Annotated in this window: 24 protein-coding genes; 12 read left to right on the top strand and 12 right to left on the bottom strand. The window is 68.4% G+C overall.

Annotated elements, in window-relative coordinates; translation table 11 throughout:
* Positions 1 to 138 precede the first annotated feature (138 nt).
* The 8 genes from ACLQ7T_RS04470 to ACLQ7T_RS04435 all read right to left on the bottom strand — a co-directional run bounded on the left by ACLQ7T_RS04470 (position 139) and on the right by ACLQ7T_RS04435 (position 11001).
* On the bottom strand, positions 139 to 954 hold the full coding sequence (locus ACLQ7T_RS04470; RefSeq protein ID WP_420478332.1) for a carbohydrate ABC transporter permease: 816 nt from the start codon (positions 952 to 954) through the stop codon (positions 139 to 141).
* Positions 951 to 1850, bottom strand: coding sequence for a carbohydrate ABC transporter permease (locus tag ACLQ7T_RS04465; RefSeq protein ID WP_420478331.1), 900 nt, complete (start codon positions 1848 to 1850; stop codon positions 951 to 953). Before ACLQ7T_RS04465 ends, ACLQ7T_RS04470 begins: the two co-directional genes overlap by 4 nt.
* Positions 1847 to 3121 carry an extracellular solute-binding protein gene (locus ACLQ7T_RS04460; protein WP_420478330.1) on the bottom strand — a complete coding sequence of 425 codons (1275 nt, stop codon included), beginning with the start codon at positions 3119 to 3121 and terminating at the stop codon, positions 1847 to 1849. The genes ACLQ7T_RS04465 and ACLQ7T_RS04460 overlap by 4 nt, the downstream gene beginning before the upstream one ends.
* Positions 3118 to 4560, bottom strand: a complete 1443-nt coding sequence (locus ACLQ7T_RS04455) for a glucoamylase family protein (RefSeq protein WP_420478329.1) — start codon at positions 4558 to 4560, stop codon at positions 3118 to 3120. The genes ACLQ7T_RS04460 and ACLQ7T_RS04455 overlap by 4 nt, the downstream gene beginning before the upstream one ends.
* 130 nt (positions 4561 to 4690) lie before the next feature.
* Positions 4691 to 7732, bottom strand: coding sequence for a TonB-dependent receptor (locus ACLQ7T_RS04450; protein WP_420478328.1), 3042 nt, complete (start codon positions 7730 to 7732; stop codon positions 4691 to 4693).
* Positions 7732 to 8793 carry a LacI family DNA-binding transcriptional regulator gene (locus tag ACLQ7T_RS04445; protein ID WP_420478327.1) on the bottom strand — a complete coding sequence of 354 codons (1062 nt, stop codon included), beginning with the start codon at positions 8791 to 8793 and terminating at the stop codon, positions 7732 to 7734. The genes ACLQ7T_RS04450 and ACLQ7T_RS04445 overlap by 1 nt, the downstream gene beginning before the upstream one ends.
* A gap of 225 nt (positions 8794 to 9018) precedes the next feature.
* Positions 9019 to 9465 (bottom strand): hypothetical protein, encoded by a 447-nt coding sequence (locus ACLQ7T_RS04440; protein WP_420478326.1) that lies wholly within the window; start codon positions 9463 to 9465, stop codon positions 9019 to 9021.
* Positions 9466 to 11001 (bottom strand): carboxylesterase/lipase family protein, encoded by a 1536-nt coding sequence (locus ACLQ7T_RS04435; protein WP_420478325.1) that lies wholly within the window; start codon positions 10999 to 11001, stop codon positions 9466 to 9468. It abuts the gene before it with no gap.
* A gap of 128 nt (positions 11002 to 11129) precedes the next feature.
* Between ACLQ7T_RS04435 and ACLQ7T_RS04430 the strand changes: the two genes are divergently transcribed.
* The gene (locus ACLQ7T_RS04430) at positions 11130 to 12641 is read left to right on the top strand and encodes a sensor histidine kinase (RefSeq protein WP_420478324.1); all 1512 of its coding nucleotides are present in this window, start codon (positions 11130 to 11132) and stop codon (positions 12639 to 12641) included.
* Positions 12634 to 13011 carry a response regulator gene (locus ACLQ7T_RS04425; RefSeq protein ID WP_420478323.1) on the top strand — a complete coding sequence of 126 codons (378 nt, stop codon included), beginning with the start codon at positions 12634 to 12636 and terminating at the stop codon, positions 13009 to 13011. The genes ACLQ7T_RS04430 and ACLQ7T_RS04425 overlap by 8 nt, the downstream gene beginning before the upstream one ends.
* Positions 13012 to 13085: 74 nt before the next feature.
* On the opposite strand, the gene ACLQ7T_RS04420 is transcribed toward ACLQ7T_RS04425, so the two are convergent.
* Positions 13086 to 14666: a phytoene desaturase family protein gene (locus ACLQ7T_RS04420; protein WP_420478322.1), complete on the bottom strand. Its 1581-nt coding sequence runs from the start codon at positions 14664 to 14666 to the stop codon at positions 13086 to 13088.
* 124 nt (positions 14667 to 14790) lie between these two features.
* Here ACLQ7T_RS04420 and ACLQ7T_RS04415 point away from each other — a divergent pair, with 124 nt between their 5' ends.
* Positions 14791 to 16449: an MHYT domain-containing protein gene (locus ACLQ7T_RS04415; RefSeq protein ID WP_420478321.1), complete on the top strand. Its 1659-nt coding sequence runs from the start codon at positions 14791 to 14793 to the stop codon at positions 16447 to 16449.
* Here the strand turns inward: ACLQ7T_RS04415 and ACLQ7T_RS04410 are convergent.
* Positions 16446 to 17342, bottom strand: a complete 897-nt coding sequence (locus tag ACLQ7T_RS04410) for an AraC family transcriptional regulator (RefSeq protein WP_420478320.1) — start codon at positions 17340 to 17342, stop codon at positions 16446 to 16448. The genes ACLQ7T_RS04415 and ACLQ7T_RS04410 overlap by 4 nt on opposite strands.
* 143 nt (positions 17343 to 17485) lie before the next feature.
* Here ACLQ7T_RS04410 and ACLQ7T_RS04405 point away from each other — a divergent pair, with 143 nt between their 5' ends.
* Positions 17486 to 18382 carry an oxidoreductase gene (locus ACLQ7T_RS04405; protein ID WP_420478319.1) on the top strand — a complete coding sequence of 299 codons (897 nt, stop codon included), beginning with the start codon at positions 17486 to 17488 and terminating at the stop codon, positions 18380 to 18382.
* Positions 18383 to 18403: 21 nt separating this feature from the next.
* Here the strand turns inward: ACLQ7T_RS04405 and ACLQ7T_RS04400 are convergent, their stop codons facing one another.
* The gene (locus ACLQ7T_RS04400) at positions 18404 to 19276 is read right to left on the bottom strand and encodes an MBL fold metallo-hydrolase (protein WP_420478318.1); all 873 of its coding nucleotides are present in this window, start codon (positions 19274 to 19276) and stop codon (positions 18404 to 18406) included.
* Between the two features lie 67 nt (positions 19277 to 19343).
* Between ACLQ7T_RS04400 and ACLQ7T_RS04395 the strand changes: the two genes are divergently transcribed.
* Genes ACLQ7T_RS04395 through ACLQ7T_RS04385 form a run of 3 tightly spaced genes read left to right on the top strand, consistent with a single transcriptional unit; the run spans position 19344 to position 20991 of the window.
* The gene (locus tag ACLQ7T_RS04395; RefSeq protein WP_420478317.1) at positions 19344 to 19664 is read left to right on the top strand and encodes an ArsR/SmtB family transcription factor; all 321 of its coding nucleotides are present in this window, start codon (positions 19344 to 19346) and stop codon (positions 19662 to 19664) included.
* A gap of 11 nt (positions 19665 to 19675) precedes the next feature.
* Positions 19676 to 20212 carry a rhodanese family protein gene (locus ACLQ7T_RS04390; protein ID WP_420471694.1) on the top strand — a complete coding sequence of 179 codons (537 nt, stop codon included), beginning with the start codon at positions 19676 to 19678 and terminating at the stop codon, positions 20210 to 20212.
* A gap of 2 nt (positions 20213 to 20214) precedes the next feature.
* Positions 20215 to 20991, top strand: coding sequence for a sulfite exporter TauE/SafE family protein (locus ACLQ7T_RS04385; protein ID WP_420478316.1), 777 nt, complete (start codon positions 20215 to 20217; stop codon positions 20989 to 20991).
* A 7-nt stretch (positions 20992 to 20998) separates the two neighbouring features.
* On the opposite strand, the gene queF is transcribed toward ACLQ7T_RS04385, so the two are convergent.
* Positions 20999 to 21460 (bottom strand): preQ(1) synthase, encoded by a 462-nt coding sequence (queF, locus tag ACLQ7T_RS04380; RefSeq protein ID WP_331047196.1) that lies wholly within the window; start codon positions 21458 to 21460, stop codon positions 20999 to 21001.
* Positions 21461 to 21532: 72 nt separating this feature from the next.
* Between queF and ACLQ7T_RS04375 the strand changes: the two genes are divergently transcribed.
* From ACLQ7T_RS04375 to ACLQ7T_RS04355, 5 genes are all read left to right on the top strand, one after another.
* Positions 21533 to 22066, top strand: a complete 534-nt coding sequence (locus ACLQ7T_RS04375; protein WP_420478315.1) for an energy transducer TonB — start codon at positions 21533 to 21535, stop codon at positions 22064 to 22066.
* Positions 22067 to 22136: 70 nt separating this feature from the next.
* On the top strand, positions 22137 to 23069 hold the full coding sequence (locus ACLQ7T_RS04370) for an NAD(P)H-dependent flavin oxidoreductase (RefSeq protein ID WP_420478314.1): 933 nt from the start codon (positions 22137 to 22139) through the stop codon (positions 23067 to 23069).
* Between the two features lie 35 nt (positions 23070 to 23104).
* Positions 23105 to 23803 (top strand): TorF family putative porin, encoded by a 699-nt coding sequence (locus ACLQ7T_RS04365; protein WP_420471698.1) that lies wholly within the window; start codon positions 23105 to 23107, stop codon positions 23801 to 23803.
* 30 nt (positions 23804 to 23833) lie between these two features.
* Positions 23834 to 24046 (top strand): hypothetical protein, encoded by a 213-nt coding sequence (locus ACLQ7T_RS04360; protein WP_420478313.1) that lies wholly within the window; start codon positions 23834 to 23836, stop codon positions 24044 to 24046.
* A gap of 162 nt (positions 24047 to 24208) precedes the next feature.
* Positions 24209 to 24421 (top strand): cold-shock protein, encoded by a 213-nt coding sequence (locus ACLQ7T_RS04355; RefSeq protein ID WP_141626345.1) that lies wholly within the window; start codon positions 24209 to 24211, stop codon positions 24419 to 24421.
* The last annotated feature ends 26 nt before the right edge of the window (positions 24422 to 24447 follow it).

Here is a 24447-nt window from a genome sequence, read left to right as displayed (position 1 = left end):
ATCCCGGCGAAAGCCGGGACCCAGTTCTGTCCAGCGTGACGCCGGCGTTGGGGGATCAGCCTCGGTGCGATCCCGGTCCCGCTCCATCACCCAGCGCACTGGGTCCCGGCTGTCGCCGGGATGAGCGGATCGTTTGGTTCAGCCCTTCACGCTGCCCGCGAGCATGCCGCGGATGTAGTAGCGTTGCAGGGCGAGGAAGATGGCCAGCACGGGGGCGACGGTGATGACGGCGCCGGCCATCATCATCTCGGCGTCCTGCACGTGCTCGCGCGACAGGGCCGCCAGCGCCACCGGCAGGGTGTAGTTGGACTGGTCCGTCAGGATGATCAGCGGCCACAGGAAGTCGTTCCAGCTGCCCAGGAAGACGAACAGGGCGAGCGTCACGACGATGGGCTGCATGGTCGGCAGGACCACCTTGCGGAAGATCTGGCTCTCCGAAGCGCCGTCGACGCGGGCGGCCTCGAGCATTTCGTCGGGGATGCTGAGCGCATACTGGCGCACCAGGAACAGGCCGAAGATGGACGCCAGCCAGGGCACCAGAGCCCCGGCGTAGGTGTTCACCAGTCCCATGGACTTCAGCATCAGGAACAGCGGCAGGGTGCCGATCTGGGCGGGCACCACCAGAGCCGCGACCAGCAGCTGGAACAGCCGCTCGCGCCCCTTGAACTTCAGCTTGGCGAAGGCGTAGCCGGCCGGGACGGTGAAGCCCAGCGCCAGCACGGTGGCCATGGTGGCGAGCGCAAAGCTGTTCCACAGATAGCGGCCCATGCCCTGGGTCACGAACAGGTCGCGGTAGTGCTCGAGCGTCCAGTTCTTGGGCCATAGCGGCGGCGGGAAGGCCGCGGCCTCGCCGGTCGACATGAAGCTGACCGACACCATCCACGCCAGCGGGAACATCACCGCCAGGGCGATCAGGGCGACCGCGAGGTTCAGCAGGATCGAGCGAAGCTTCATTCGTACGCCCCCACCTTCTTCGCCACGGCCAGCTGCACCAGGGTGACCGCAAGGATGCAGACGAACAGGACGAAGGCGACGGCGCTGGCGGAGCCGAGGTTCCACCATTTGAAGCCCTCCTCGTACATGAAGTAGAGCACCGTGACGGTCGACTGGGCCGGGCCGCCCTGGGTCATCACATAGGGCTCGGCGAACAGCTGGAAGAAGCTGGCGACGGCGATGATCGAGACCAGCAGCAGGGTCGGGGCGATGGCCGGCAGGGTCACATGGCGGAACTGCCTGAACGGGCCCGCGCCGTCGATGCGGGCGGCCTCGTACAGGTCATCCGGCACGGTCTGAAGGACGGCCAGGAAGATCAGCATGTTGTAGCCGAAGGTCTTCCAGACGACGAACATCAGGATGGCCGGGATGGAGGTCGAGGGATCGCCCAGCCAGTCCACCGGCGGAATGCCGAACGCGCCCAGCGCCCAGTTGATGACCCCGTACCGGGTGTGGAGCATGTAGTTCCACAGCACCGCCGTCGCGACGAGGGTGGTGACGAAGGGGGCGAAGAACATCACCCGCCACAGCGGCCGCCATTTGATGACGCGGGCGTTCAGGATGACGGCGGCGGCCAGCGAGGTGGCGATGGACAGGGGCACGCCGATGACGGCGAACAGGCCGGTGTTCTTCATCGCGCCCCAGAACAGGGGATTGGAGAACAGCCGCTCATAGTTCTGCAGGCCGACGAAGCGCATGTTGCCGATATCGGCCAGCGCATAGATGTCGAAATCGGTCAGGCTGAGCAGCAGGGCCGCGAAGACCGGGATGGCGAAGAAGACGCCGATGGCCAGCAGCGACGGGGCGACGAAGCCCCATGCGGCGCGCTCGCGCTTGCGGAGGGATGACGGGGTCACTCGGCCCTCCCCTGTTCGATCATCCAGCGGCGCTTCTCCAGCAGACGATCCACGCGCCTGTCGATCTCGGCGGCGGCGGCGGCGGGCGCGAACTCACCGCGCACCATGCGTTCGGCGACGATCTGCATCTCGGTCACGATCCGCTCCCACTCGGGCGCCTTGGGCACGGCCCTGGCGCGCGACAGCTGGCCCTTGAACGCGGCGATGTAGGGGTCGTTCGCCACCGTCGGGGCGGACCAGGCGCTTTCGCGGGCCGGCAGGTTGCCGGTGATGCCGTTGAAGATCGCCTGCACGCGCGGCTCGGACAGGTAGCGGACCAGCTTCCACGCCGCCTCCTGATGCGGCGAGCTGCTGTAGACGACCAGCGACGATCCGCCGGGGGCCGAGGCGCCGGGGCCGGTCGGGCCGGGCACGCCCGCGGTCATCCACTGGACGCCGGGCGACAGGCGGTCCTTGAAGTCGCCGATGGTCCAGGGGCCGGAGAAGTAGAAGCTGAACCAGCCGCGCTCGAACTCGGTCCAGACGTTGGAGATCTGCGCGGCCGAGGCGACCGGGGCCAGCCCCTCGTCGAACAGGCTCTTGTAGAACTCCAGCGCAGCGATGAAGGACGGGGTGGAGAAGTTGCCGCGCGTGTCCTGGTCCCGCAGCAAAGGCGCATCGCCCTGCAGGCCGAAGGTCAGCAGTTGCTCGAACTCGTTCAGCGGCAGCAGGACGGCGTATTTGTCCGGCCCCACCACCCGCTTGACCGCATGCATGGCCTGTTTCCAGCCGGCCCAGTCCCGCGGCATGGCCTCATGGCCGGCCTGACGCAGCAGGTCGGTGCGGTAGAAGATCAGCCGGGTGTCGACGTACCAGGGCGTGGCCATCGGTCGGCCGTTGATCCGGTTGGTGTCCAGCACCGCCGGGAACTGGTCGGTCAGCAGGTCCCGCGCCTCGGCGGGCAAGGGGCTGATGGCCCCGATGGCGGTCATCTCGGACACCCAGGTGTTGCCCACCTGACTGACGTCCGGCAGCGAGGCGCCGGCGTAGGCGGTCAGCAGCTTCTGGTGGGCGGCGGTCCAAGGCAGGGCCTGGACCTCGACCTTGATGTCCGGGTTCAGCCGCTCGAACTCCGGCAGGATCCGGCCGACGTTGGTGGCCTCCGAGCCCATGGCCCAGAAACGCAGGCGGGTGCGGCCGTCGCGGCTCCCGCCACAGGCCGACAGGCCGGTCGCGGCCGCCCCGGCCATCAGGCCGAGCGTCGTGCGTCGATCCGGCCTGAAGATGCTCATGCGTTGTCCAGCCAGCCGCCGGTGAAGCCCGCGCGCTTCAGGCCGCGCACCAGGTTCGGTTCGCCGTGCATGGCCTTCCAGACGATCTCGGAGCGATGGTTCTCGATCTGGATGACGATGGGGCCCTGGTCGATGCCCAGATAGTCGCCGTCGACCCAGCCGATGCCCGGCACGATGCGACCGTGCTGGAGGGGGCCGTCGCGGACGGTCAGGGTCGGGTTGAACGAGTCCAGGAAGCCGTACTGCGTATAGATGGCCGAGCCGTAGCGGGCCTTCATCGCCTTCAGGCAGGCGATGACATGGTCCGGGGCGAACGGCATGGACGCCAGGGCCGCCGTCGGGGCGAGCGTGCCGTCGTCACGGTCGCCCGGACCACGCGCCGAATAGCTGAAGAACTCCCGCTCTCGCCCGTCGATCACCTGACGGAAGTCGCCGGGGCCGTCGCAGGCGGTCAGACCCCAGACGTCGGCCGAATAGCCGGCCCAGCCCATCGGGTTGTCGATGGCGTACTTGCGCTGGGCCTCGACGGCGCGGACGCTGTTCTGGAAGTAGTCGAAGCCCGGAATCTCGGCCTGCTGGTCCTGCAGCCAGCGGTCCCGGATGCCCCGGAAGTCGATGTACATGTGGCTGTATTCATGCCCGAACAGCGGCGGGAAATGCAGGTGTTTCGGTCCCCAGCGGTCGGTCCAGCTGTGGTCGTAGACGCTGCACCACTCGTCCCAGACCGTGGTCGGCGTCGGATGGGTCGGGCTACCGATGGCCAGCAGCAGGACGATCATGCCCTCGTTGTAGACGTTCCAGTCCGCGGGGATGAAGCCGGTCTCGGGGTGCCAGCCCATGGTGATGCGGTTCGGCCGGACGACGGCCCAGTCCCATTCGACCCGCTCATAGACGGCCTGCGCCCGCTCGCGGATCTCGCGCTCCTGCGGATGATCGCCGTCGAACCAGCGGGCGGCGAACAGCATGCCGGCGACCAGAAGGGCGGTGTCGACGGTCGACAGCTCCGTCCTACCGAAGCGGTGGCCCGTCTGCATGTTGAGGAAGTGGTAGAAGAACCCCTTGTAGCCGCCGTTGCCGGTCGGCTCGGGCCCCTGCGGCAGCTCGTGGAAGAAGCGGATGGTGGTCAGGGTGCGCTCGCGCGCCTCGTCACGGCTCATCCAGCCGCGCTCGACCCCGACGGGCCAGCAGGTCAGGGCGAAGCCGACGGCGGCGACGGACGAGAAGGACTCGGTCGGCCAGCGGTCGGGGGTCAGGCCATTGGCGCGATTGGTGACGCGCACGAACCAGTCAAAGGTCTTGCGCTGCAGGTCCTCGACGTCGGCGTCCAGCGCCGGTCCGGTCGGAACCAAAGGCGTGGCCGACGGCATGGTGGCGCAACCGGCCACGGCCAGAGCCGCGCCGGCGAAGGTGGACCCCATCAGAAAACGTCTGCGGTTCATGGGATCACCTCTCAACTCGGAATACGCGGATCAAAAAAATGGCCGCCCCCGGTTGGGCTGGGAGCGGCCGTTCAGGCTCAGGAGATTGTAGTCCCCATCGGGCGGCCCGGAAGCCGCCCGAGGGTCGCACCTACCAGCGGTAACGCAGACCGACCTGGAAGCTGCGCGTCGGCAGATACTGGGCGGTCGGACGGCCGAAGTTCGGGTTCAGCGGGGCGAGCCCGGTGTTCGACGTGCGATAGGTCTGGTTGAAGCTGCTGAAGTTCTTGAAATCCAGAACGTTGATGGCATCGAACGTCAGTTCGACGATATCACCGTGCGGGAGCTCGAACTCCTTGGTCACGCGCAGGTCAACCTGACGGAAGGCCCAGGCGTCGGGGATGATGAAGTCCTTCCGTTCCGGATAGGCCGAGAACCAGTCCGGCTTGGCCCCGTTGCCCACGTTGTTGCGCGTGTACGGCAGGCCCGAGCCGAGGGTGATCAGGGTCGACAGGCGGAAGTCGTACGGCAGGGCCACCGTGCCCGACATGATCAGGCGGTGACGCTCGGCGCCCGGCGAGTTGAACTCGGGGCTGTACGACGGCCACGGATAGTCGAAGTCGAAATTGCCGGTGCCCTGGTCACGGCTGCCGTTCTGGCTGGCTTCCGTATAGGTATAGGCCAGGTTGAAGCCCCAGCCGCTGTCGGTGGTGAAGGGCTTGTCGGCGGTCAGGAAGATCGCCTGGTAGTCCCGCTCGCGATCGTGGTTCGAGACGAAGACGCCGTCGTTGAACTGGAACGGCAGACCCGTGTCGGGATCGATCAGGTTCGACGGACGCACCGCGGCCGGCACCGAGTTGGTGGTCGGGTCGAGGTTGGCGCGATACCAGGCGAACTCGTTCTTGGTCTTGGCCCAGGAGAAGGTCAGGGCCGTTTGCCAGTCGCCGAACTTCTGGCGGACGCCGAAGTTGAACTGGTCGGTCATCGGCGGCGGGGCGTCGTCCTTGATCAGGAAGACCTCGCCGCGGCCGACGGTGCCGGCCAGCAGGGTGTCGAGACCGGCCGCCGTCGCATAGATCGGGTTCCAGGCGACGGTGTCGGTGCGACCGCCGTAGGCCCCGCCGGTCGGCGAGAAGTAGATGGTCTTGCTCAGTTGGTACGGCTTGAAGCGTTCGTCGAAGGCGAAGTTGAACGCGATCCGGTCGTAGTAGCGGCCGGCGCCGCCGAAGATGACCGTCTGCTCGTCGCCGAAGACGTCGTAGCTGAAGCCGATCCGCGGCTGCCAGGCGCCGGTGAAGGCGTCGCGATCCCCGTCGGAGATGTAGTCGTTGATGTCGAGGTAGGACGGGAAGTCGAAGCCGGCGACGCCGTCGATGGCGGTCAGCAGGCGACGGACGACGTCCGGCGTGCGCCAGTCATTGTTGACGGCGTTGTCTTCATAGTCCCAGCGAACGCCCAGGTTGATCTCGAGCTTGTCGGTGACCTGCCAGTCGTCCTGGATGTAGGCGCCGAAGACGTTGTTCTCGGCATCGACCGGATCCACCGGCAGGTTCAGCGAAACCTGGGTCGGGATGGTGCGGGTGCCGTTCACCTCGCCGCGCGCGTCAACATCATAGGTGAAGAACGGGTTGCGGTTGAACTGCTTGTAAACATACAGACTTTGCATCGAGTACTTCACGCCCATCTTGAGCGTGTGCGTCCCGAGGAAGTCGATGTCGCTGAAGGTCAGGTCGTCGCGGAAGGTCAGCACCTCCTGCGTCAGGTCCTGGTTGTTCGTGCCGCCGCCGGCCGTGAAGATCGTCGAGTTGATCTGGCCGTAGTCGAACTGGAAGCCGGCCGTCGCCGTCGAGGCGTCGCGGTACTCCACATACCGGGCGCCGGTCTGGTCAAAGTTCAGGGCGCGCGGATTGTACTGCGACTCCAGATAGTCGATCGAGAACTCGTTCAGGAAGCTGTCGCCCTGGAACTGGTGACGCAGGTTCAGCGAGCGATACTCGATGTCGACCGCGGTCGCACGGTCGAACGAGGTCGGGCCGTTGCCGAAGTCACGGATGTCTTCCTCGGTCCGGTAGGTCACGCTCAGGTCGAGCCGCTGGCGGTCGTCGATCGACCAGGACAGCTTGCCGAAATAGAGGTCCTGCTCGAACGGCGCCTCGAACGTGCCCAGTTCGTCACCGAACAGCGAGGCGTATTCGGTCCGGTTCAGGAAGACCGAACGTTCACGGGTCTCGTCCTTGCGCTCGTAGGTCAGGAAGAAGTGCAGCCGGTCCTCGATGATCGGACCGCCCACCGAACCGCCGTACTGCATGCGGTCCAGACGCGGCTTGGCTTCACCACGCGAGCGCGAGAACACGTTCTGCTCGACCCAGTCCGAGGGCTGGTAGGTGATGAAGAAATCGCCGGTGAAGTCGTTGGTGCCCGAGCGGGTCACCGAGGTGATGACCGCCGACGACGCCTGTTCGTACTCGGCCTTGAAGTTCTGGGTCAGGACCCGGAATTCCTGCACGGCCGCCTGCGGGAACGGGTTGCCGCGGCTGTCGTCCTGACCGGCGATGCCGCCGTCGTTGATCAGCGACTTCTGGTTCTGGCCGTCGATGAAGACGTTCACCGCCAGCGAGGGCTGGCCGCCGGCCGAGATGGTGCGCTCGGTGTCGCCCTCGGTGACGCGGACGCCGGGCGCGAGCGCGGCGAAGTTCAGGAAGTTGCGGTTGATCTGCGGCAGGTCGTTGATCTGCTGCTGGCTGACGTTGGTCGCCACTTCCGAGGTGCGGACCTCGAAGATGCGGCGGCCGCTGACCACGACCTCGCCCAGATCGGTGGCTCCGTCGGTCGCGGAACCGGTTACAGTCGGGGCCACATCAAGGTCGAGCGTAGCCACCTGGCCCAGCACGATGGTCACGGTGTCCTCGGCCGTCTGGCCGTCGGCGCTGGTGACGACGATGCGGTAGGTGCCCGGACGCAGGCCCGCCATCACATAGCCGCCGTCCGCGCCGATGCGGCTGCGGGTCACATAGCCGGTCGAGACCTCGGTCGCGACGACGGAGCCGCCCGCCTCGACGGCGGCGCCTTCATAGACGGTGCCGCGCAGGGTCGAGGTCGACACCTGTGCGCTGGCCGCGCCCGCAGTTCCCAAAGCCATGGCGACGGCGAGGGCGGACGCCGCCCCCAGGTACGCCCTGTTCCTGATGCTCATCACAGTTTCTCCCCTTCAAGAGACGGTGTCTGGACAATGTTCTGGTCCGCGCCGGCGACGCCGAAGCCGGTCGGGATAGGTTGACTGGAGGCCCTCACCACCAGTTCCGGGCGCACCACCTCGCAGGCGGTGTCCGCGGTCGAGCCGATGAGTCCGACGAGGCGCTCCAGCGCCTTGCGGCCGGTCTCGGCAATCTGAATCTTCAGGGTCGTCAGCGCCGGACGGACGAGGCCCGCCAGCGGGATGTCGTCGAAGCCCACCATGGCGATGTCTTCCGGCACCCGAAGCCCCGCATCCTGGAAGGCCAGGAGGGCGCCGACGGCCATGTTGTCGTTGGCGGCGAAGACGGCGTCGGGGCGGTCCTTGCGGGCAGCCAGTTCCGCAGCCGCGGCCTCGCCGGAGTCGCGGGTGAAGGCGCCGTCCACCACCATGGTCGGCAGGCCGGCGGCGGCCATGGCCTCCAGATAGCCCGCCAGACGGGCCTCGGCCTCGAGGTTGCCGGTCGGTCCGGCGATGTGGGCGATGCGTCGGCGGCCGAGCGCGATCAGATGCTCCACCGCCGCGACCGCGCCGCCGTGATTGTCGACCACGATCGAGGGACGGGCCGCATCGACGGCGCCGCCGTTCATCAGCAGCACCGGCATGCGCTCGGCCAAACCCGCCGCCAGGTTGGCGGAGCGGAGATGGGGCGAGAGCACGATCAGGCCATCGACCCGCCCGCGCATCGAACGGATGGCCGAGGCGGCCTCGTCCGCGTCGTCGTGCGAGGAGGAGACGATAAGGTGATAGCCCAGCGCCCGCGCCGCGACGTCCATGCCGCGGATCAGCTCCGAGAAGAACTCGCCGTACAGGTCCGGCAGGATCACGCCGACGGTGTTGGTCTTGCTCGTCGACAGGCTGCGGGCGCCGGAATGGGGCACGTATTGCAGGGCCTCGACCGCGTCCAGAACCCGCTGGCGGGTGGCGCCGGTCACCGGGCCGCTTCCGTTCAGGACGCGCGAAACCGACGCGACGGAAACGTCCGCGCGGTCGGCGACGTCGCGGATGGTCGCCGGCTTCACGCCGGACCGCCCGCGCCCGAGGGCTGCGTGTGTAATCGGAACAAAGGTGAGTCTCCCAGACGACCACCCGGTCCCGGCCCGCTTTGCGCGAGTCCGTCCGAAGTGTCGTGTAACCGATTACATGGCACAGGAATCGGCTGCCCCGCAAGGGCCGGATTTTCGCCACAAGCGTTTCAGGTCAGTTAGCCGCAGGGACAAGCGGCCTCTGCAGGCCGTCGTGCGCGGCTAGAACCGCGGGTCAGGACCGGTCGGGGAAGTGTCCAATTTACGCCGATTGATCGACTTCGCATCCATCAGCGGCGTCACCATCAAAAAAGCGGCCGAACCGAGCATCACGCCCATCCAGAGGTAATAGCCCGGCCCGAACGACCCGACTTCAAGGGGGCCCGCTTCAGACGGCACGCTGCGCCAGAACATGGCGCTGATGGTCAGACACACGTGCACTGCCGCGATGACGACCTTGGCCGGCGCCGAAACGCCGCGCAGGACGGACAGCAACGCCACCGCCGGCAGCGTCAGATTGGCCAACCATCCCAACTGAAGTGAAAAAATCGCGAACCACCCCCACAGCAGCACAGTACCGCCGACATAACCCGGAATAACCGGCAGCATCAGCGAAACGCACCAGAGCACGCCCCAGACGACCACCGCTCCGACCCGGACCAGGCGCACCTAGCGAATCCGCCGGTAGTAGGCCTCGATCAGGTCCAGACGATCCTTGAACGGAATGTCCTTCGCCACCGGCCCGTCGTTGGTGAACTCCAGCAGACGGTCGCCGTCGGCGCCGACCTCGGGCCAGGCCGGGCGGTCGCCGCCGTCGGGATTGCCGGTGCGGGCGAAGGCGGTCCAGTAGTCGGCCATCACGGTGGCCTGACGCTGGTCCATCTCCTCGGTCGGCCAGGGCGAGGTCGACAGATTGTCGAAGACATACTGGCGCTCGGAGGCATGGGTCGCGCCCGCGTGCGGCTCGGGCATGGCGGCCGAGACGACGTCGAAGCGATAGACCCAGGCCGGATGGCCGTTGGCGGCGTGCAGCCGGGCCAGATGACGCGCCGGCTCGCTGAACACCAGGTCGCTGAGGACGTGGGCGTTATAGCCCTCCTCCCCGCCGTAGGCCGCCAGGAAGGCCGTCCGCTCATCGGGCGTCATGGCGTCGTCGATGGCGCCGTAGGGGCTGATGTCGGTCGGCTTCATCCACCAGAACTCGGCGCTGTTCGAGCCGATGATGAAGGGCACCGGAGCCTCCCGGCCGGCGGCGAAGGCCGTCTCGACATCCTCGGAGATCAGTCCGTCGTCGCGCACCAGAAGGTCGCCGCCGTAGAAGCTGGGCGCCGGAGCGAGGAACTGCTCGGCCGGGATCGCGCGCAGGTCCGCCGCTGTGGCGTTGGCGAGCCCCTGCCCCGCGGCGAAGGCCACGCCCCGCTCCTGCATCGAGGGGTCGCCGTTGGGGCGGAGCTCCGTCAGGGGCGTGCCCTGGTCACGCCCGAGCCCGGACTGAACGACCGCCCGATGGAACAGTCCGCGCGCGCGCGGCGAGATCATCAGCCGGTTGACCAGGGCCCCGCCGGCGGACTCGCCGAAGATGGTGACATTGGTGGAGTCCCCGCCGAAGGACGCAGCATTGTCCCGCACCCACTGGAGGGCCGCGATCACATCCATCAGGCCATAGTTGGCCGCGTCCTCACCCGGCGCGCGCTCGGCGGCCAGGGCGGGATGATCGAAGAAGCCCAGCCGGCCCAGCCGGTAGTTGATCGTCACCAGCATGACGCCGCGACGGGCCAGATTGGCGCCGTCGTACAGGGGCGCGGTGCCCGATCCGTTGTTCAGCCCGCCGCCATGGATCCACACCATGACCGGCAGGGGAGCGCCCGAGGAGTCGGCCGGCACCCAGACGTTCAGGTTCAGGCAGTCCTCGCTTGTCGGCAGCGGGCCGACGCCGGGATCGCCGTTCGACGGCGGCTGGATGCAGATGGCGCCCGGCGCGCCGGCGTCGCGTTCGTCCTCCCAGACCGGCGCGGGGCCCGGCGGACGCCAGCGACCGGCGCCGGTCGGCGGGGCCGCATAGGGAATGGCCTGGAAGCTGTCGATCCCGTCGACCTGCCGCCCGACCAGCGTTCCCTGGGCCACCGTCACACGAGGCTGGAAGCCGGGATCAGGCGTTTGCGAGGACACGGACATCAGGGCGGCCGCCAACAGTGAAGCTATCATGGGCGGCACCCTAGCCTCCCGGCGGCGCCCGGCTCAAATGACGAAGTGTTTTGTCGCGTTGACGTCCGGAACCCGGTTCAGGTCAAAGCGTTACAGTAACGAGAGTGCGGGGTTCCGGTTTGCGGAAATTGGCGACATCAGGCGGGCTGGCCGTCGATCTGGCGAGCGCGTTCGACGCCTCGCCCAATCCCTATATGCTGCTGACGCCCGAGCTGCGTTACGCGGGGATGAATCGCGCCTATCTGGCCGTGACCGGCGCGACCCGCGAAGCGCTGATCGGACAGAACATCTTCGATGTCTTCAGCGCCGGACCGACCGAGGACGGGCGGGAAAACGCCCGCCAGCTGCGCGCGTCGTTCGAGCGGGTTCTGGCCGAAAACCGCCCGGATCACCTCGCGCTTATCCGCTACGCCATCCCGGTCACCCGGGAGGACGGCACGACGGAGCTGGAGGACCGGTTCTGGTCCGCGACCCACACCCCGATCCACGACGACACCGGCCGCATCGTCTATATCCTGCAGCACACGACCGACATCACCGAGCTGGAGCGGCTGCGTCGCCGGGTTGCGGAGGACGCCGATCGCGAAGCCCTGGACACGGTCCTGAGCGGCAACATCCTGAGCCGGGCCGAACATGTGCAGGAGGACAATCGCCGCCTGCAGTCCGAACACAACCGGCTGCTCGAAATGTTCATGCAGGCGCCGGGGTTCGTGGCTGTGCTGGTCGGCCCGGAGCATGTCTTCCAGACCCACAACGCCGCCTACGCCCAGCTGATCGGCCGTCGGGACATCACCGGCCTGCCCCTGCGCGACGCCCTGCCCGAGATCACCGACCAGGGCTTCGTCAGCATCCTGGACGCCGTCCGCGAAACGGGAGAGGCCTATGAGGGCCGCGCCGCGCCGGTGAAGCTGCAGCGGACGGCGGACGGGCCGTTGGAGACCGTCTACCTGGACTTCATCTACCAGCCGATCCGCGACGCCGCCGGCAAGGTCGCCGGCATCTTCGTCCAGGGCCACGACGTCACGGACAACGTCATCGCCGCCGAACGGCAGAAGCTGATGATCGACGAGCTGAACCACCGGGTGAAGAACACCCTAGCCACGGTGCAGTCGATCGCCATGCAGACGGCGCGGTCCCACACCGAGCCGAAAACCTTCGCCGAAAGCTTCCAGGCCCGGTTGATGGCGCTGTCGCACACCCACGACCTACTGACCCGCAGTCACTGGGAGGGCGCTGACCTGCGGGCCATCCTGGAACACGAGACCGAGGCCCACGGCCCCCATCGCATCAGCCTGAACGGTCAGCCGGTCGGACTGGGGCCCGCCACCGCCCTCTCGCTGGGAATGATCTTCCACGAACTGGCGACCAATGCGGCCAAGTACGGCGCGCTGTCGACGCCCGACGGGCGCGTGCTGGTCGACTGGTCCATCGCCGATCAGGCCCGACCGGTTCTCCACCTGAGCTGGCGCGAGCTGGACGGCCCTCCGGTGACCGAACCGGCGCGCCGCGGCTTCGGCAGCCGCCTGATCGAACGCAACGTCCGCCACGATCTGGCGGGCGAGGTGAAACTTGACTACGCAACCGCCGGGTTCTCGGCGGAGTTTATGGTCCCGCTGGACCGGGAGAAGACGAATGACTGATGCCCTGTCGGGTCGCCGGGTGCTGATCGTCGAGGATGAGTCGCTGGTCGCCATGCTGCTGGAGACCATCCTCGAAGACATGGGCTGCACCCCCGTGGGGCCGGCCTCAAGCATCGACGAAGGCTTGGCTCTCGTCGCCGGTGACGAGGCGCTGGACGCCGCCCTGCTGGACGTCAACGTCGCCGGCCGGCAGATCTTCCCCGTGGCCCAGGCCCTCAAGGATCGGGGCGTGCCCTTCGTCTTCTCAACCGGCTACGGCGAGGGCGGACTTCCCGACGACTGGCGCGGCCAGCGCACGATCCAGAAGCCCTTCACCGAAGCCGCCGTGCGCGACGCGCTGATGGCGGCGATGGGGGTTCAGAACGGCTAAGGCAGTAGGCAGTAGGCAGTGGGGTCGCAAACGGCCCGGCGGGAGCAAGCCACTCTTGCCTGATGCCCACTGCCTTATTTCAGATCTCTCAGAACCGCCCGCGCCGCATTGTGTCCCGGCGCCCCGGTTACGCCGCCGCCCGGGTGGGCGCCGGAGCCGCACAGATAAAGCCCCGGGACCGGCATGCGGTAGTCGGCATGGCCCAGCACCGGGCGGGCGCTGAACAGCTGGTCCAGCGTCAGGCGGCCGTGGAAGATATCACCGCCGACCAGGCCGAAGCGCCGCTCCAGGTCGCGCGGCCCGAGCGCCAGCCGTCCCACCACCGAGGCCTTGAAGCCCGGCGCGTGCCGGTCGACCGTCTCGATCATCAGATCAGCCACCGTATCCCGGTGTTCATCGGCCAGATCCGGCGAAACATGCTGACAGAACAGACTGGCGACGTGCTGCCCGGGCGGGGCCAGGCTGTCATCCAGCGTCGAGGGGATCAGCATCTCCACGATCGGCTCGCGCGACCAGCCGTCCAGCCGCGCGCTGGCGTGGGCGCGGTCCATGTAGGCGAGGCTGGGGGCGATGATGATGCCCGCCGTCAGATGATCGCCCTGCCCCGGGAGGCTGGTGAAGTTCGGCAGCTCTGACAGGGCTACGTTCATGCGGAAGGTGCCTGAACCCGACTGATAGTTCCCGATCCGGGCGCGGAAGTCGGCGGGGACCACGGCGTCGTCCACCAGCCGCTCGAACAACAGGCGCGGGTGCAGGTTGGACACCACCGCCCGCGCGCGGACGATGTCGCCGCCTTCCGTCACCGCGCCGACCGCCCGGCCCTTTTCGGTCAGGACCTCGGCCACCGACGTCTCCAGCCGGATGTCGACGCCCCGTTCGGCGCAGGCTTTCGCCATCGCCTGGGTGATCGCGCCCATGCCGCCGATGGCATGGCCCCAGACGCCCTTTCTGCCGTTCACCTCACCGAAGACGTGGTGCAGCAGCACATAGGCTGAACCCGGGGTGTAGGGGCTGCCGTAGGCGCCCACGATGCTGTCGAAGCCGAACAGGGCCTTGATCGGATCGCTCTCGAACCAGCCGTCCAGCCAGTCGCCCGCCGACCTGGCGAACAGGTCCAGCAAGTCACGACGCCCCTCCTCGCCCAGGGCCAGCCCCTGTCGCGCCAGCGCCGTGGCGCTGGCCAGCTCCGGGAGCTGCGCGAGCCAGCCGCCCCCGGTCAGGTTCGGCGGGGCCTTCAGGATCCAGTCGCGCAGGATCGCCGCCACGACCTCCAGCCGCCGCTCGTATTCCGGCAAGCGCCCGGCGTCCCGCGTCGAGAATTTCGCCACCTCGCCCTGCGTTCTCCCCTCCCCCGCCAGCAGATAGCGGCCGTCGTCGAGGGGCAGGAAGTTGGAGACCTTCCGCTCGACCACCCGCAGCCCGTGCCGGGGCAGGTCCATGTCGGTGATGACCCGGGGGTTCAGCAGGCTGACGGTGTAGCTGGCGGTCGAGTTGCGGTAGCCCGGATGGAACTCCTCCGTCACCGCCGCCCCGCCGACGACGTGGCGCCGTTCCAGCACCGTCACCTTCAGCCCGGCGCTCGCCAGATAGAAGGCGCAGACGAGGCCGTTGTGGCCTCCGCCGAGGATGACGACGTCGGTGCTTGTGGTGGTCATGCCCCGTTGTATCGCCAACGCCCGTCAAGGACAGGGATAAAGCCGCTTCACCCGCGACGCGTGCGTTGTAGCGGGGCGTCGCGGCTTCAGTTAACACTCGGAAGGCGTTGTACGGGGCCTTGGGGTGCATCACGACCACCAGCTGATCTATCCGCTGCTTTCCGGCGTCGTCGCGGTCTTCGGTTCATGGACCGCCCTGGACCTGTTCCGGCGTGCGCGAAGCCATGACGGCCGGTCGCGCGTGCAGTGGATCGGCCTGTCGGCGATCGCCATGGGCGTCAGCATTTGGTCGATGCATTTCGTGGCCATGCTCGGGTTCAACCCGGGCGTCCCGGTCTCCTATGATCCGGTCCGGACCCTGGCCTCGCTGGCGCTGGCGATGGCGGGCACGGCCCTCGCCTTCCTGTTCAGCGGGCGCGCCGGCGCGCGCCTGACCCGCCAGCTGGGCGGCGGCCTGTTGATGGGGCTCAGCATCGGCGGCATGCACTATCTGGGCATGTCGGCCATCCGGAGCACCGTTCGCCTGAGCTATGAGCCGGGCTGGGTCGCCGCCTCGGTGGCCGTCGCCTTCCTGGCGTCGTTCGCGGCCCTTGCGGCCGTCCGGCGCAACGCCCGGGTCCGCTGGCAGGCGGGCGCGGCCCTCGTTCTCGGCGTCGGGGTGGTGGCCATGCACTATACGGCCATGGCGGCGGTCCGGCTGGCCCCCGGCGGAGACGCGGCGGTCGCCCCCGGGGTCCCGCCCCTGTGGTTCGCCTTCGCCGTGGCGGGCCTGACCCTGCTGCTGCTCTTGCTCGCCCTCGGCGCCAGCCTGATGGACCAGCGTCAGGTGCTGTCCATGGCCCTGCGGGCGGGACGGATGGGCTATTGGGAGATGGACATCCCCCGCCATCGTCTGGCGTTGAGTGAACAGGGCCGCGGCCTTCTGGGTTTCGCACCGGACGAGACCTTCGACCAGTCGCTGGTCCCCGCCCTGCTCACCGCCGAAAGCAACGCCCGGCGCGAGGCCGCCCTGCACCGCTCGATCCACCACGGCGACGACTACGAGGTGGACTATGAGCTTCTGGATGGCCGCTGGCTGGAGGTGCGGGGCCTGATGACCCAGGACGGGGCCGGACGCCCGCTGCGTCTGGTGGGCACCATCCAGGACGTCACCGCCCACCGGATCGCCTTCCAGGCCCTGGCGCGCAGCGAGGCCCGCCAGCGCATCCTGATCAACGAGCTGAACCACCGGGTGAAGAACACCCTGGCGACCGTCCTGTCGATCGCCACCCTGACGGCGCGCCGCTCGAACGACGTTCAGGCCTTCGCCGCGGCCTTCCAGGCGCGCCTGCTGTCCCTGTCGGCGACCCACAACCTGCTGACCGCGCAAGGCTGGCAGCAGGCGGACCTGCGCGACGTCTTCAGGGCCGAGTTCGGCCACTACAATGATGATCAGGTGGTGCTGAGCGGGCCGGACGTCTGGCTGGGGCCGGAGAATGTGCTGACCCTCGGCCTGATCGCGCACGAGCTGGCGACCAACGCCGCAAAATACGGCGCCCTCAGCCTGCCGGAAGGGCGGGTCGAGATCTGCTGGCGCGTCGAGGCCGACGCCCTGCATCTGCAGTGGCGCGAGCACGATGGGCCGCCGGTCCGCTCCCCCGAGCGCAGGGGCTTCGGTTCGCGCCTGATCACCTCCAGCGCCAGCGCGTCGGACTTCCGCTACCCGGAAACCGGCTTCGAGGCGGATCTGACCCTGCGACTGTTCGAGCGGCGCGCTGAAGGTCTGGAGGACGAGGCCGGCTAGACCACGGCCGCCAGTCCCGGATCAGCCCGCAGCCGTTCGAGATCGCGCCCCGGCGGATGGCCGTACAGGCGGGCGTACTCCCGGCTGAACTGGGACGGACTATCGTAGCCGACCGCAAACCCGACGCCCGCCACGTCGCGGCCCTGCGCCAGCAGGCGATGCCGGGCTTCCTGCAGGCGGATCTGCTTCTGGTACTGCAGCGGGCTCATGGCGGTGACGGCCTTGAAGTGACGGTGCAACGAGGTCTCGCTCATCCCGGCCACCTCGGCCAGCCGATCGATCCGCATGGGCTCGGCATAGTGCTGTCGCAGCCAGCGGATAGCGCGCTTCACCTGCGCGGACCGGCCGTTCACGGCCGCCAGCTGGCGCAGCATCCCGGCCCGCTCGCCGCGCAGAAGACGCCAGGCCAGTTCGCGATGGATCATGGGCGCCATGACCCTCGCCTCCTCCGGCCGGTCGAGCAGCCGGACCAGACGGATGACGACGTCGATCAGGTCCTCGTCCATGTCGCTGACCGCCAGCCCGCGCACCGGCGCGGCCTCCGGGATCGCGCCTTCGCTTTCCAGCAGCAGTTCGGCGATGATGGCCGGGTCCAGCGGCAGGCCTATGGCGAGATAGGGCGCGGCGATCACCCGCCCGCTGACCGGAAGATCGTCCGTGACCACCAGATACTGACCCGCCCGATAGGGATAGCTCTCGGCCCCCAGGGTCGTGGTCTTGGCCCCTTCGAGGATCAGGCAGACCATGGCCTCATAGACCACCTGCTGGGCCTCTGTGACCCGGGTGCTGGCGATCAGCTGGACCCCGGCGCCGTTCAGGGGCCCCACCCCCTCGGGCGACTCTTCCCCCATGTGGGCGCGGACGAGACTGGCGAGTTCAGGCAAGCGGGTCATGGCCACATTCAATCCACGCCTGCCTCGATAGACAAGCGCCCCACGCGTTGTCTGGCAGGATTGTGCAAGAGACTGGCGCGATCCGCCTACGGCTCCGGCAGGGAGACGGCGCATACCGGGGCTCCCAACCAAGGAGACTTCCCATGACCTCCACTGCTTCCCACAACGAGGGCCGCGTCTGGTTCGTGACCGGCGGCTCGCGCGGCCTCGGCGCCGCGATTGTTCGCACCCTGCTGGACGCCGGCGAGCGTGTCGTGGCCACCGCCCGCCGGCGGGAGGCCCTGACCACCGCCTTCGGCCCGGACAACGACGCCCTGCTTTCCCTGTCCATGGACGTCACCGACGCGGCCGCCGTCCGCGCCGCGGTGGAGGCCGCCACGGCCCGCTTCGGCCGGATCGACGTGCTGGTGAACAACGCCGGCTACGGCGACCTGTCCCTGTTCGAGGAATCGACCGCCGAGGATGTGCGCGCCCAGTACGACACCAATGTCTTCGGCCTGATGCACGTCACCCGCGCCGTCCTACCGGGCATGCGGGCCCGTCGAGCGGGCCGGATCTTCAATGTCTCGTCGGTCGGCGGCATCGTCGGCGGCGCCAGCGGGACCCTGTACTGCGCCTCCAAATTCGCGGTCGAGGGCTTCACCGAGTCGCTGGCGCAGGAGGTGGCCCCCTTCGGCATCCACGCCACCATCGTCGAGCCCGGCTTCTTCCGCACCGATTTCCTGGAAGCGACCTCGGTCAAGCACGGCTCGAACCCGATCGCCGACTACGCGGCGACGGCCGCCGCGCTGAAGGGGTTCTACGACAGCCGCAGCCGGAACCAGGCGGGCGACCCGGTGAGGCTGGCACAGGCGCTGATCGTTCTGGCCGACGCCGAACAGCCGCCGGTGCGCTGGTGCGCAGGCACGGACGCCCTGGCCATGGTGCAGTCGAAAATCGACAGCCTGCAGGCGGAACTGAACGCCTGGCGCGACCTGTCGGCCGGCACCAACGGCGACTTCGAGTTCCGCGAGGAGACGGGGTCCAGCGCCTGGGGCTGACGACCGGACCCGGCTGTCGCTTCAGAGGGCGTTCAGCGGCGTCTTCAGGAAGCGGCGGCCGGACGGCTCCGCCGGCGGCAGGGCGCCCGCCCGGATGTTGATCTGCAGGGACGGCAGGATCAGCTGGGGCGCGGCCAGGGTCGCGTCCCGGGCCTCGCGCATGGCCACGAACTCCGCCTCGGACCGCCCGCCGCCGACGTGGATATTGCCGGCCTTCTGGGCTGCGACCGTGGTTTCCCAGGCGAAGGCGTCCCGCCCCTTGGGCAGGTAGTCGTGACCCACGAACATGCGGGTGTCATCCGGCAGGGCCAGCAGGCGTTGCACCGACCGGTACAGGGTCCGCGCATCCCCGCCGGGGAAGTCGCATCGCGCCGTGCCGAAATCCGGCATGAACAGGGTATCGCCCACGAAGACGGCGTCCCCGATCCGGTAGCTGACGCAGGCCGGGGTATGGCCTGGGGTATGCAGGACCTCGACCTCCAGCCCGCCCAGACGGAAGCGGTCGCCGTCGGCCCATGTCCGGTCAAAGGCCGAGGCGTCCGGTCGGACATCCGCCGCCTCGAACAGGTCGCCGAAGGTCTTCTGCACCCGGGTGATCTGCGCCCCGATACTGACCGGCGCGCCCGTGCGTTCACGGATCTCGTGGGCGCCGGTCAGGTGATCGGCGTGGGCATGGGTTTCCAGCACATGCTCCAGTCGCAGACCGCCGGTGGCGACGATCTCCAGCAATCGTTCGACCGAACCGGTCGAGGTCCGGGCCGCCGCCGGATCGAAGTCCAGCACGGGATCGATGATCGCCGCCGCGCCCGTGGCCGGGTCCGAGACGACATAGCTGATGGTGTGGGTCGCCGGGTCGAAAACGCCGACGACATCGGGATGGGACATCTGGCTCATGAGGGCCTCCTTTGACGATCAACATATTAGTAGTTGCTAAATTAGCAATAGCGAATATATTGGCGACATGATCGATATCCAGACCCTCGGACTTGACCGGTTCCAGGCCAGCGCCAGCCAGGCGTCGGACCTGCTGAAGGCCCTGTCCAACGAACACCGCCTGATGATCCTCTGCCAGCTCGGCGAGGGGGAGCTTCAGGTGTCCGAACTGCTGGAGCGGGTCGGCCTGTCCCAGTCCGCCCTGTCCCAGCATCTGGCGCGCCTGCGCGACGACGGGCTGGTATCCGCCCGTCGCGAGGGCGTGGCCGTCTTCTACCGCATCGCCGACCCCGCGGCCCTGAAGGTCATCGCCGTCCTGGCCGAGATCTTCTGTCCGCCCCTGCCCTGAAAGGACCGCCCATGACCGCCCCCCTCACCCCCCTGTCCCCCCGCGACGTCGCCGACCGCCTGAAGAGCGGCGCGATCCGCCTGGTCGACATCCGCGAGACCGACGAGTTCGCCCGCGAGCACATCAAGGGCGCCGCCCCCGCCCCGCTCTCGGCTTTCGAGGCCGCCGACCTGTCGATCCACGCGCAACAGGACGTCGTCTTCATGTGCCGGACCGGTAACCGGACCGGCGTGAACTGCGACCGGCTGGCCGCCCGCGTGGACGGCCCCGCCTATGTGCTGGACGGCGGTCTGGAGGCCTGGAAGAAGGCCGGTCTGCCCACCCGGCTCGACACCCGCAAGCCGATCGAACTGATGCGGCAGGTCCAGATGGCCGCCGGCGGCCTGATCCTGACCGGCGCGGCCCTGGGCCTGCTGGTTCATCCGGCCTTCTGGGGCCTGAGCGCCTTCGTGGGCGCCGGACTGTTCTTCGCCGGCCTGACCGGCTTCTGCGGCATGGCTCGGGTTCTGGCGCTCGCGCCCTGGAACCGCGCGGCGAAGGCGGCCTGACCATGGACGCGCCGACCCTGCTGCTGGCCGCGATGAGCGGCGGACTGGTCGCCCTGCTGCTGACGGTGTTCGGCGGCGGCGGGTCGGTGCTGGCCGTGCCCCTGCTGCTCTATGTCGTGGGCGTCGCCGACCCCCACGTCGCCATCGGCGTCTCGGCGGCCGGCGTCTCGCTCAACGCCCTGACCGCCCTGGTCGGCCAGGCCCGCGCCGGGCGGGTCCGCTGGCCCTGCGCCCTCACCTTCGCCGCGTTCGGGGCCACAGGCGCCTGGCTGGGCTCAAGCCTCGCCAAGCGGATCGACGGCCACCAGTTGTTGCTTTTCTTCGCCCTCGCCATGGCCGTGGTCGCCCTGGCCATGTTCCGGCGGCCGAAGTCGGAGGGCGAGGCCACGGTGCGGCTGAACCCGGCCATGGCGCCGCGGGTGGCCCTGTCCGGCGCGGGCGTGGGCGCGGCCGCGGGCTTCTTCGGCATCGGCGGCGGCTTCCTGATCGTTCCGGGCCTGATGGGCGCCACCGGAATGACCCTGGCCCTCGCCCAGGCGTCGTCGCTGGTCAGCGTCGCGGCCTTCGGCGCCTCGACGGCCGTGAACTACAGCCTGTCCGGCCTGATCTCCTGGCCGCTGGTGGCGGCGATGACCGTCGGTGGCGTCGCCGGAACCCTGGCCGGCCTTCCGATCTCGCACCGCCTGGGCGCCAACGCCGCCCTCGGCCGCCGCCTGTTCGCCGGCCTGATCCTGGTCACCGCCGTCTACGTCGCGATCCGGGCGCTGGCGGGCGGCTGATCAGCCCTCACCCCCGCCCGCGATAGGTCGGCACGCCCTGGTCCGGCAGCCACAGCCCTTCCGGGGCCGGGCCGGTCTGCCAGAAGACGTCGATGGGGATGCCGCCGCGCGGGTACCAGTAGCCGCCGATGCGGAGCCATTTCGGCTGCAGCAGGTCGGCCAGCCGCTTGCCGATGGCCACAGTGCAGTCCTCGTGGAAGGCGCCGTGGTTGCGGAAGCTGGTCAGGTAGAGCTTCAGGCTCTTCGACTCGACCAGCCAGTCGCCCGGCGCATAGTCGATGACGATGTGGGCGAAGTCCGGCTGGCCGGTGACAGGGCACAGGCTGGTGAACTCCGGCGCCGTGAAGCGCGCGAGGTAGAGGGTGTCCGCATGCGGGTTCGGCACCCGCTCCAGCACGGCGGTTTCCGGGCTGTCCGGAGCGGCGATCTGCTGGCCCAGCTGGTGCAGGCCCGAGGTGTCGGTGGTCATGGGTTTCGGCTTGCCTGTCCCCGGAGGGCCGGGGCATGAGGGAGGAAATGATTTGTCGGGGGACATAGAGGCATGCGCGGACGTTTTCAAAGGGCCGGGCTGACCCTCGCTGCAGGGCTGCTCGCCCTGACGGCGGCCGACGCAACGCAGGCGCAGGCGGGTCAGTCCGTCCCGTCGCCCCCGTCCGGTTCGCCTGCGCCGCAGGGAAGCGTGGAGTACACTCACCCGCCCGTCGTCACCGACCTCGCCTGGGTCCACCGGGCGGCGCCCGACTTCCCCAGTAGGGCCATGGCCAACGGGATCACCTCGGGCAGGGTCAACCTGCGCTGCACCGCCGGAGAAAACGGCGCCCTGACCGACTGCGAGATCATGGAGGAAACCCCCGCGGAGCAAGGTTTCGGCCGGGCCGCCCTGGACGCGGCGCGGCGCTCTCGCGTCAGGCCTCGCACCGAGAACGGCGTCGCCGTGCCTTCCGAGGCCCGATTCACCATCGTCTTCCTCTCCCCGGTAGAGCCGATCGAAACCGGACCGGCCGCGCCCGCCGACCCGGGGGCGCCCGTCGTCATCAAGGAGATCGTCCCCATCCCCGCCCCGTCGGGCGACTGACCGCCTTTCCCATTTGCCTTCCCCTGCGTCCCCCCGCTATCCGTAGCGAAAGACAACCCGGGGAAACGCCATGGCCATTCCGGCTTCGCTTCAAAAAGGTCTCAAGCTGCCCGTGATCGCGGCGCCCATGTTCCTGGTCTCCGGACCGGATCTGGTGGTCGAAACCTGCAACGCGGGGGCCATCGGCACCTTCCCCTCGCTCAACCAGCGCACCACCGAGGGCTATCGGGAGTGGCTGCACGAGATCAAGGGCCGGCTGAACCCCGACGCCGCCGCCTTCGGCGTGAACCACATCGTGCACCCGACCAACCCGCGCCTGATGGCCGACATGATGGTCTCGGTCGAGGAGAAGGTGCCGCTGATCATCACCTCGCTGGGCGCCGTGCGGGACGTGGTCGATGCGGTGCACGGCTACGGCGGTCTGGTTTTCCACGACATCGCCAACGTCCGCCACGCCCGCAAGGCGGCGGAAGCGGGCGTCGACGGCCTGATCCTGGTCGCCAACGGGGCCGGCGGCCACGCGGGCATCGTCAATCCGTTCGCCCTGGTGGAAGAGGTGCGCGGCTTCTTCGACGGGACCATCATCCTGTCGGGGTGCCTGTCGACCGGGTCAGACGTCGCCGCCGCCCTGATGATGGGCGCCGACTTCGCCTACATGGGCACGCGCTTCATCAACACGACCGAAAGCTCGGCCCAGCAGCACTACAAGGACATGATCATCGACTCCGGCTCGGCGGACATCGTCCACACCCCGGCGGTGTCGGGCATCCCGGCCAACTTCATGATCAAGTCGCTGCTCGAGAACGGCATCGATCCCAAGACCCTGCCCGAGCACAAGCTGGACATGGCCGATGAGGCCAAGGCCTGGAAGACCGTCTGGTCCGCCGGTCAGGGCGCGGGGGCCATCCACGACATCCTGCCGGCCGGTCAACTGGTCGGGCGCCTGCGACAGGAATTCGCTCAGGCCACGGAACGGTTCGCCAAACAGACCGCATTCGTCTAGGGAACCTCCGACGCGATTGCGCGTCTGGAGGCACCATGATCCGCACACTGACGTCCGCCCTCGCGGCCTCGCTCCTGCTCGTCGGCGCCGCGCAGGCGCAGGACGCCGCCCCGGCCTACGGAAACTGGTCCTTCTCGTTCGGCGGAGCGACCGACAACCGTTCCAAGGACGCCTCCAAGACCCAGGGAGACGCCTACGTCTGGGGCGAGGCCGAGTGGGAGAGTGAGAGCGGCCTCTTCTACGTCACGCCCGCCTTCGAGACGATCAAGGCCTCGACCGGATCAGACCTCGAGGTCGCCCTCGCCGTGGGCATGCGGCCGCAGCTGGCCGGTTTCGACCTCGACCTGAAGGCCGAGCACAAATGGCACGTCGACGCCAATCCGGGCGCGGACGATGACGCGTGGGAGTTCACCGCCGACGTCAAACGCTCGATCGGTCCGGCCAGCGCGCGCCTGCGCCTGCAGCATTCGCCCGACAGCACCGGCTCGACCGAGGCCTGGACCTGGGTCGCCGTCCGCGGCGGCTGGGACTTCTCGGACAGGCTGACCGCCACCGCCGAAATCGGCCGGCGCGAGCAGGACAACAGCATCGACTACACCGGCTGGAACGCGGGCTTCAGCTACGCCCTGACCCGCAATATCGAGGCGGAGGTCCGGTACTATGACACCGACGCCGACCCGAATAATCCGCAGTACGCCGACGCCGTTGTCGCCGGAATAAGCTTCACCTTCTAGAAATCCGGATTTCCGCCCCCATATAGGGGTATGACTTCCCTGAGACCGACCACCCTGGAACGCGCCTACCAGCTGGCGCGCGAGGGTCGCTGTCGCACCGTGAGCGACATCAAGCAGGCCCTGTCGTCGGAAGGCTATGACCGCATCCAGGACGCCCTGTACGGCCCACGGCTGAGCGCGGACCTGCGCAAGCTGTGTCGCGAGAACTACGTCCCGCCGAGCGGCGCCGAAGCGGTCGAGTAACGGCGCGCCTTGCTTTCGCCCCGGCGAACGCTCAAAAGGCGTCTGTCGATCTCTCTTTGCGAAACGCCCCCTCTGCTTTCGCCCGAGGTCCTGCCGCTCCCATTCAGACCCGACAGGCTTCAGGCGCTCCTGCCTGGGGCCAATGCCAGAAGGAGGTCTCAAATGGCTACCGGCACCGTTAAGTGGTTCAACTCGACCAAGGGCTACGGCTTCATCCAGCCGGACGACGGCGGCAAGGACGTCTTCGTCCACATCTCGGCCGTGGAAGCGGCCGGCCTGCGCGGCCTGGATGAAAACCAGAAGGTTTCCTACGAACTCGAGCGCGACCGTCGCTCGGGCAAGGAATCGGCTGGTCAACTGAAGACCGAAGGCTGAGGTCACGCGTCGGTTCTGATCGACGC

It is taken from the genome of Brevundimonas sediminis, from assembly GCF_048799765.1.
Taxonomy (GTDB): Bacteria; Pseudomonadota; Alphaproteobacteria; order Caulobacterales; family Caulobacteraceae; genus Brevundimonas.
Note: the sequence above shows the minus strand (reverse complement) of the source record. Positions and strands in the feature narration are given on the sequence as shown.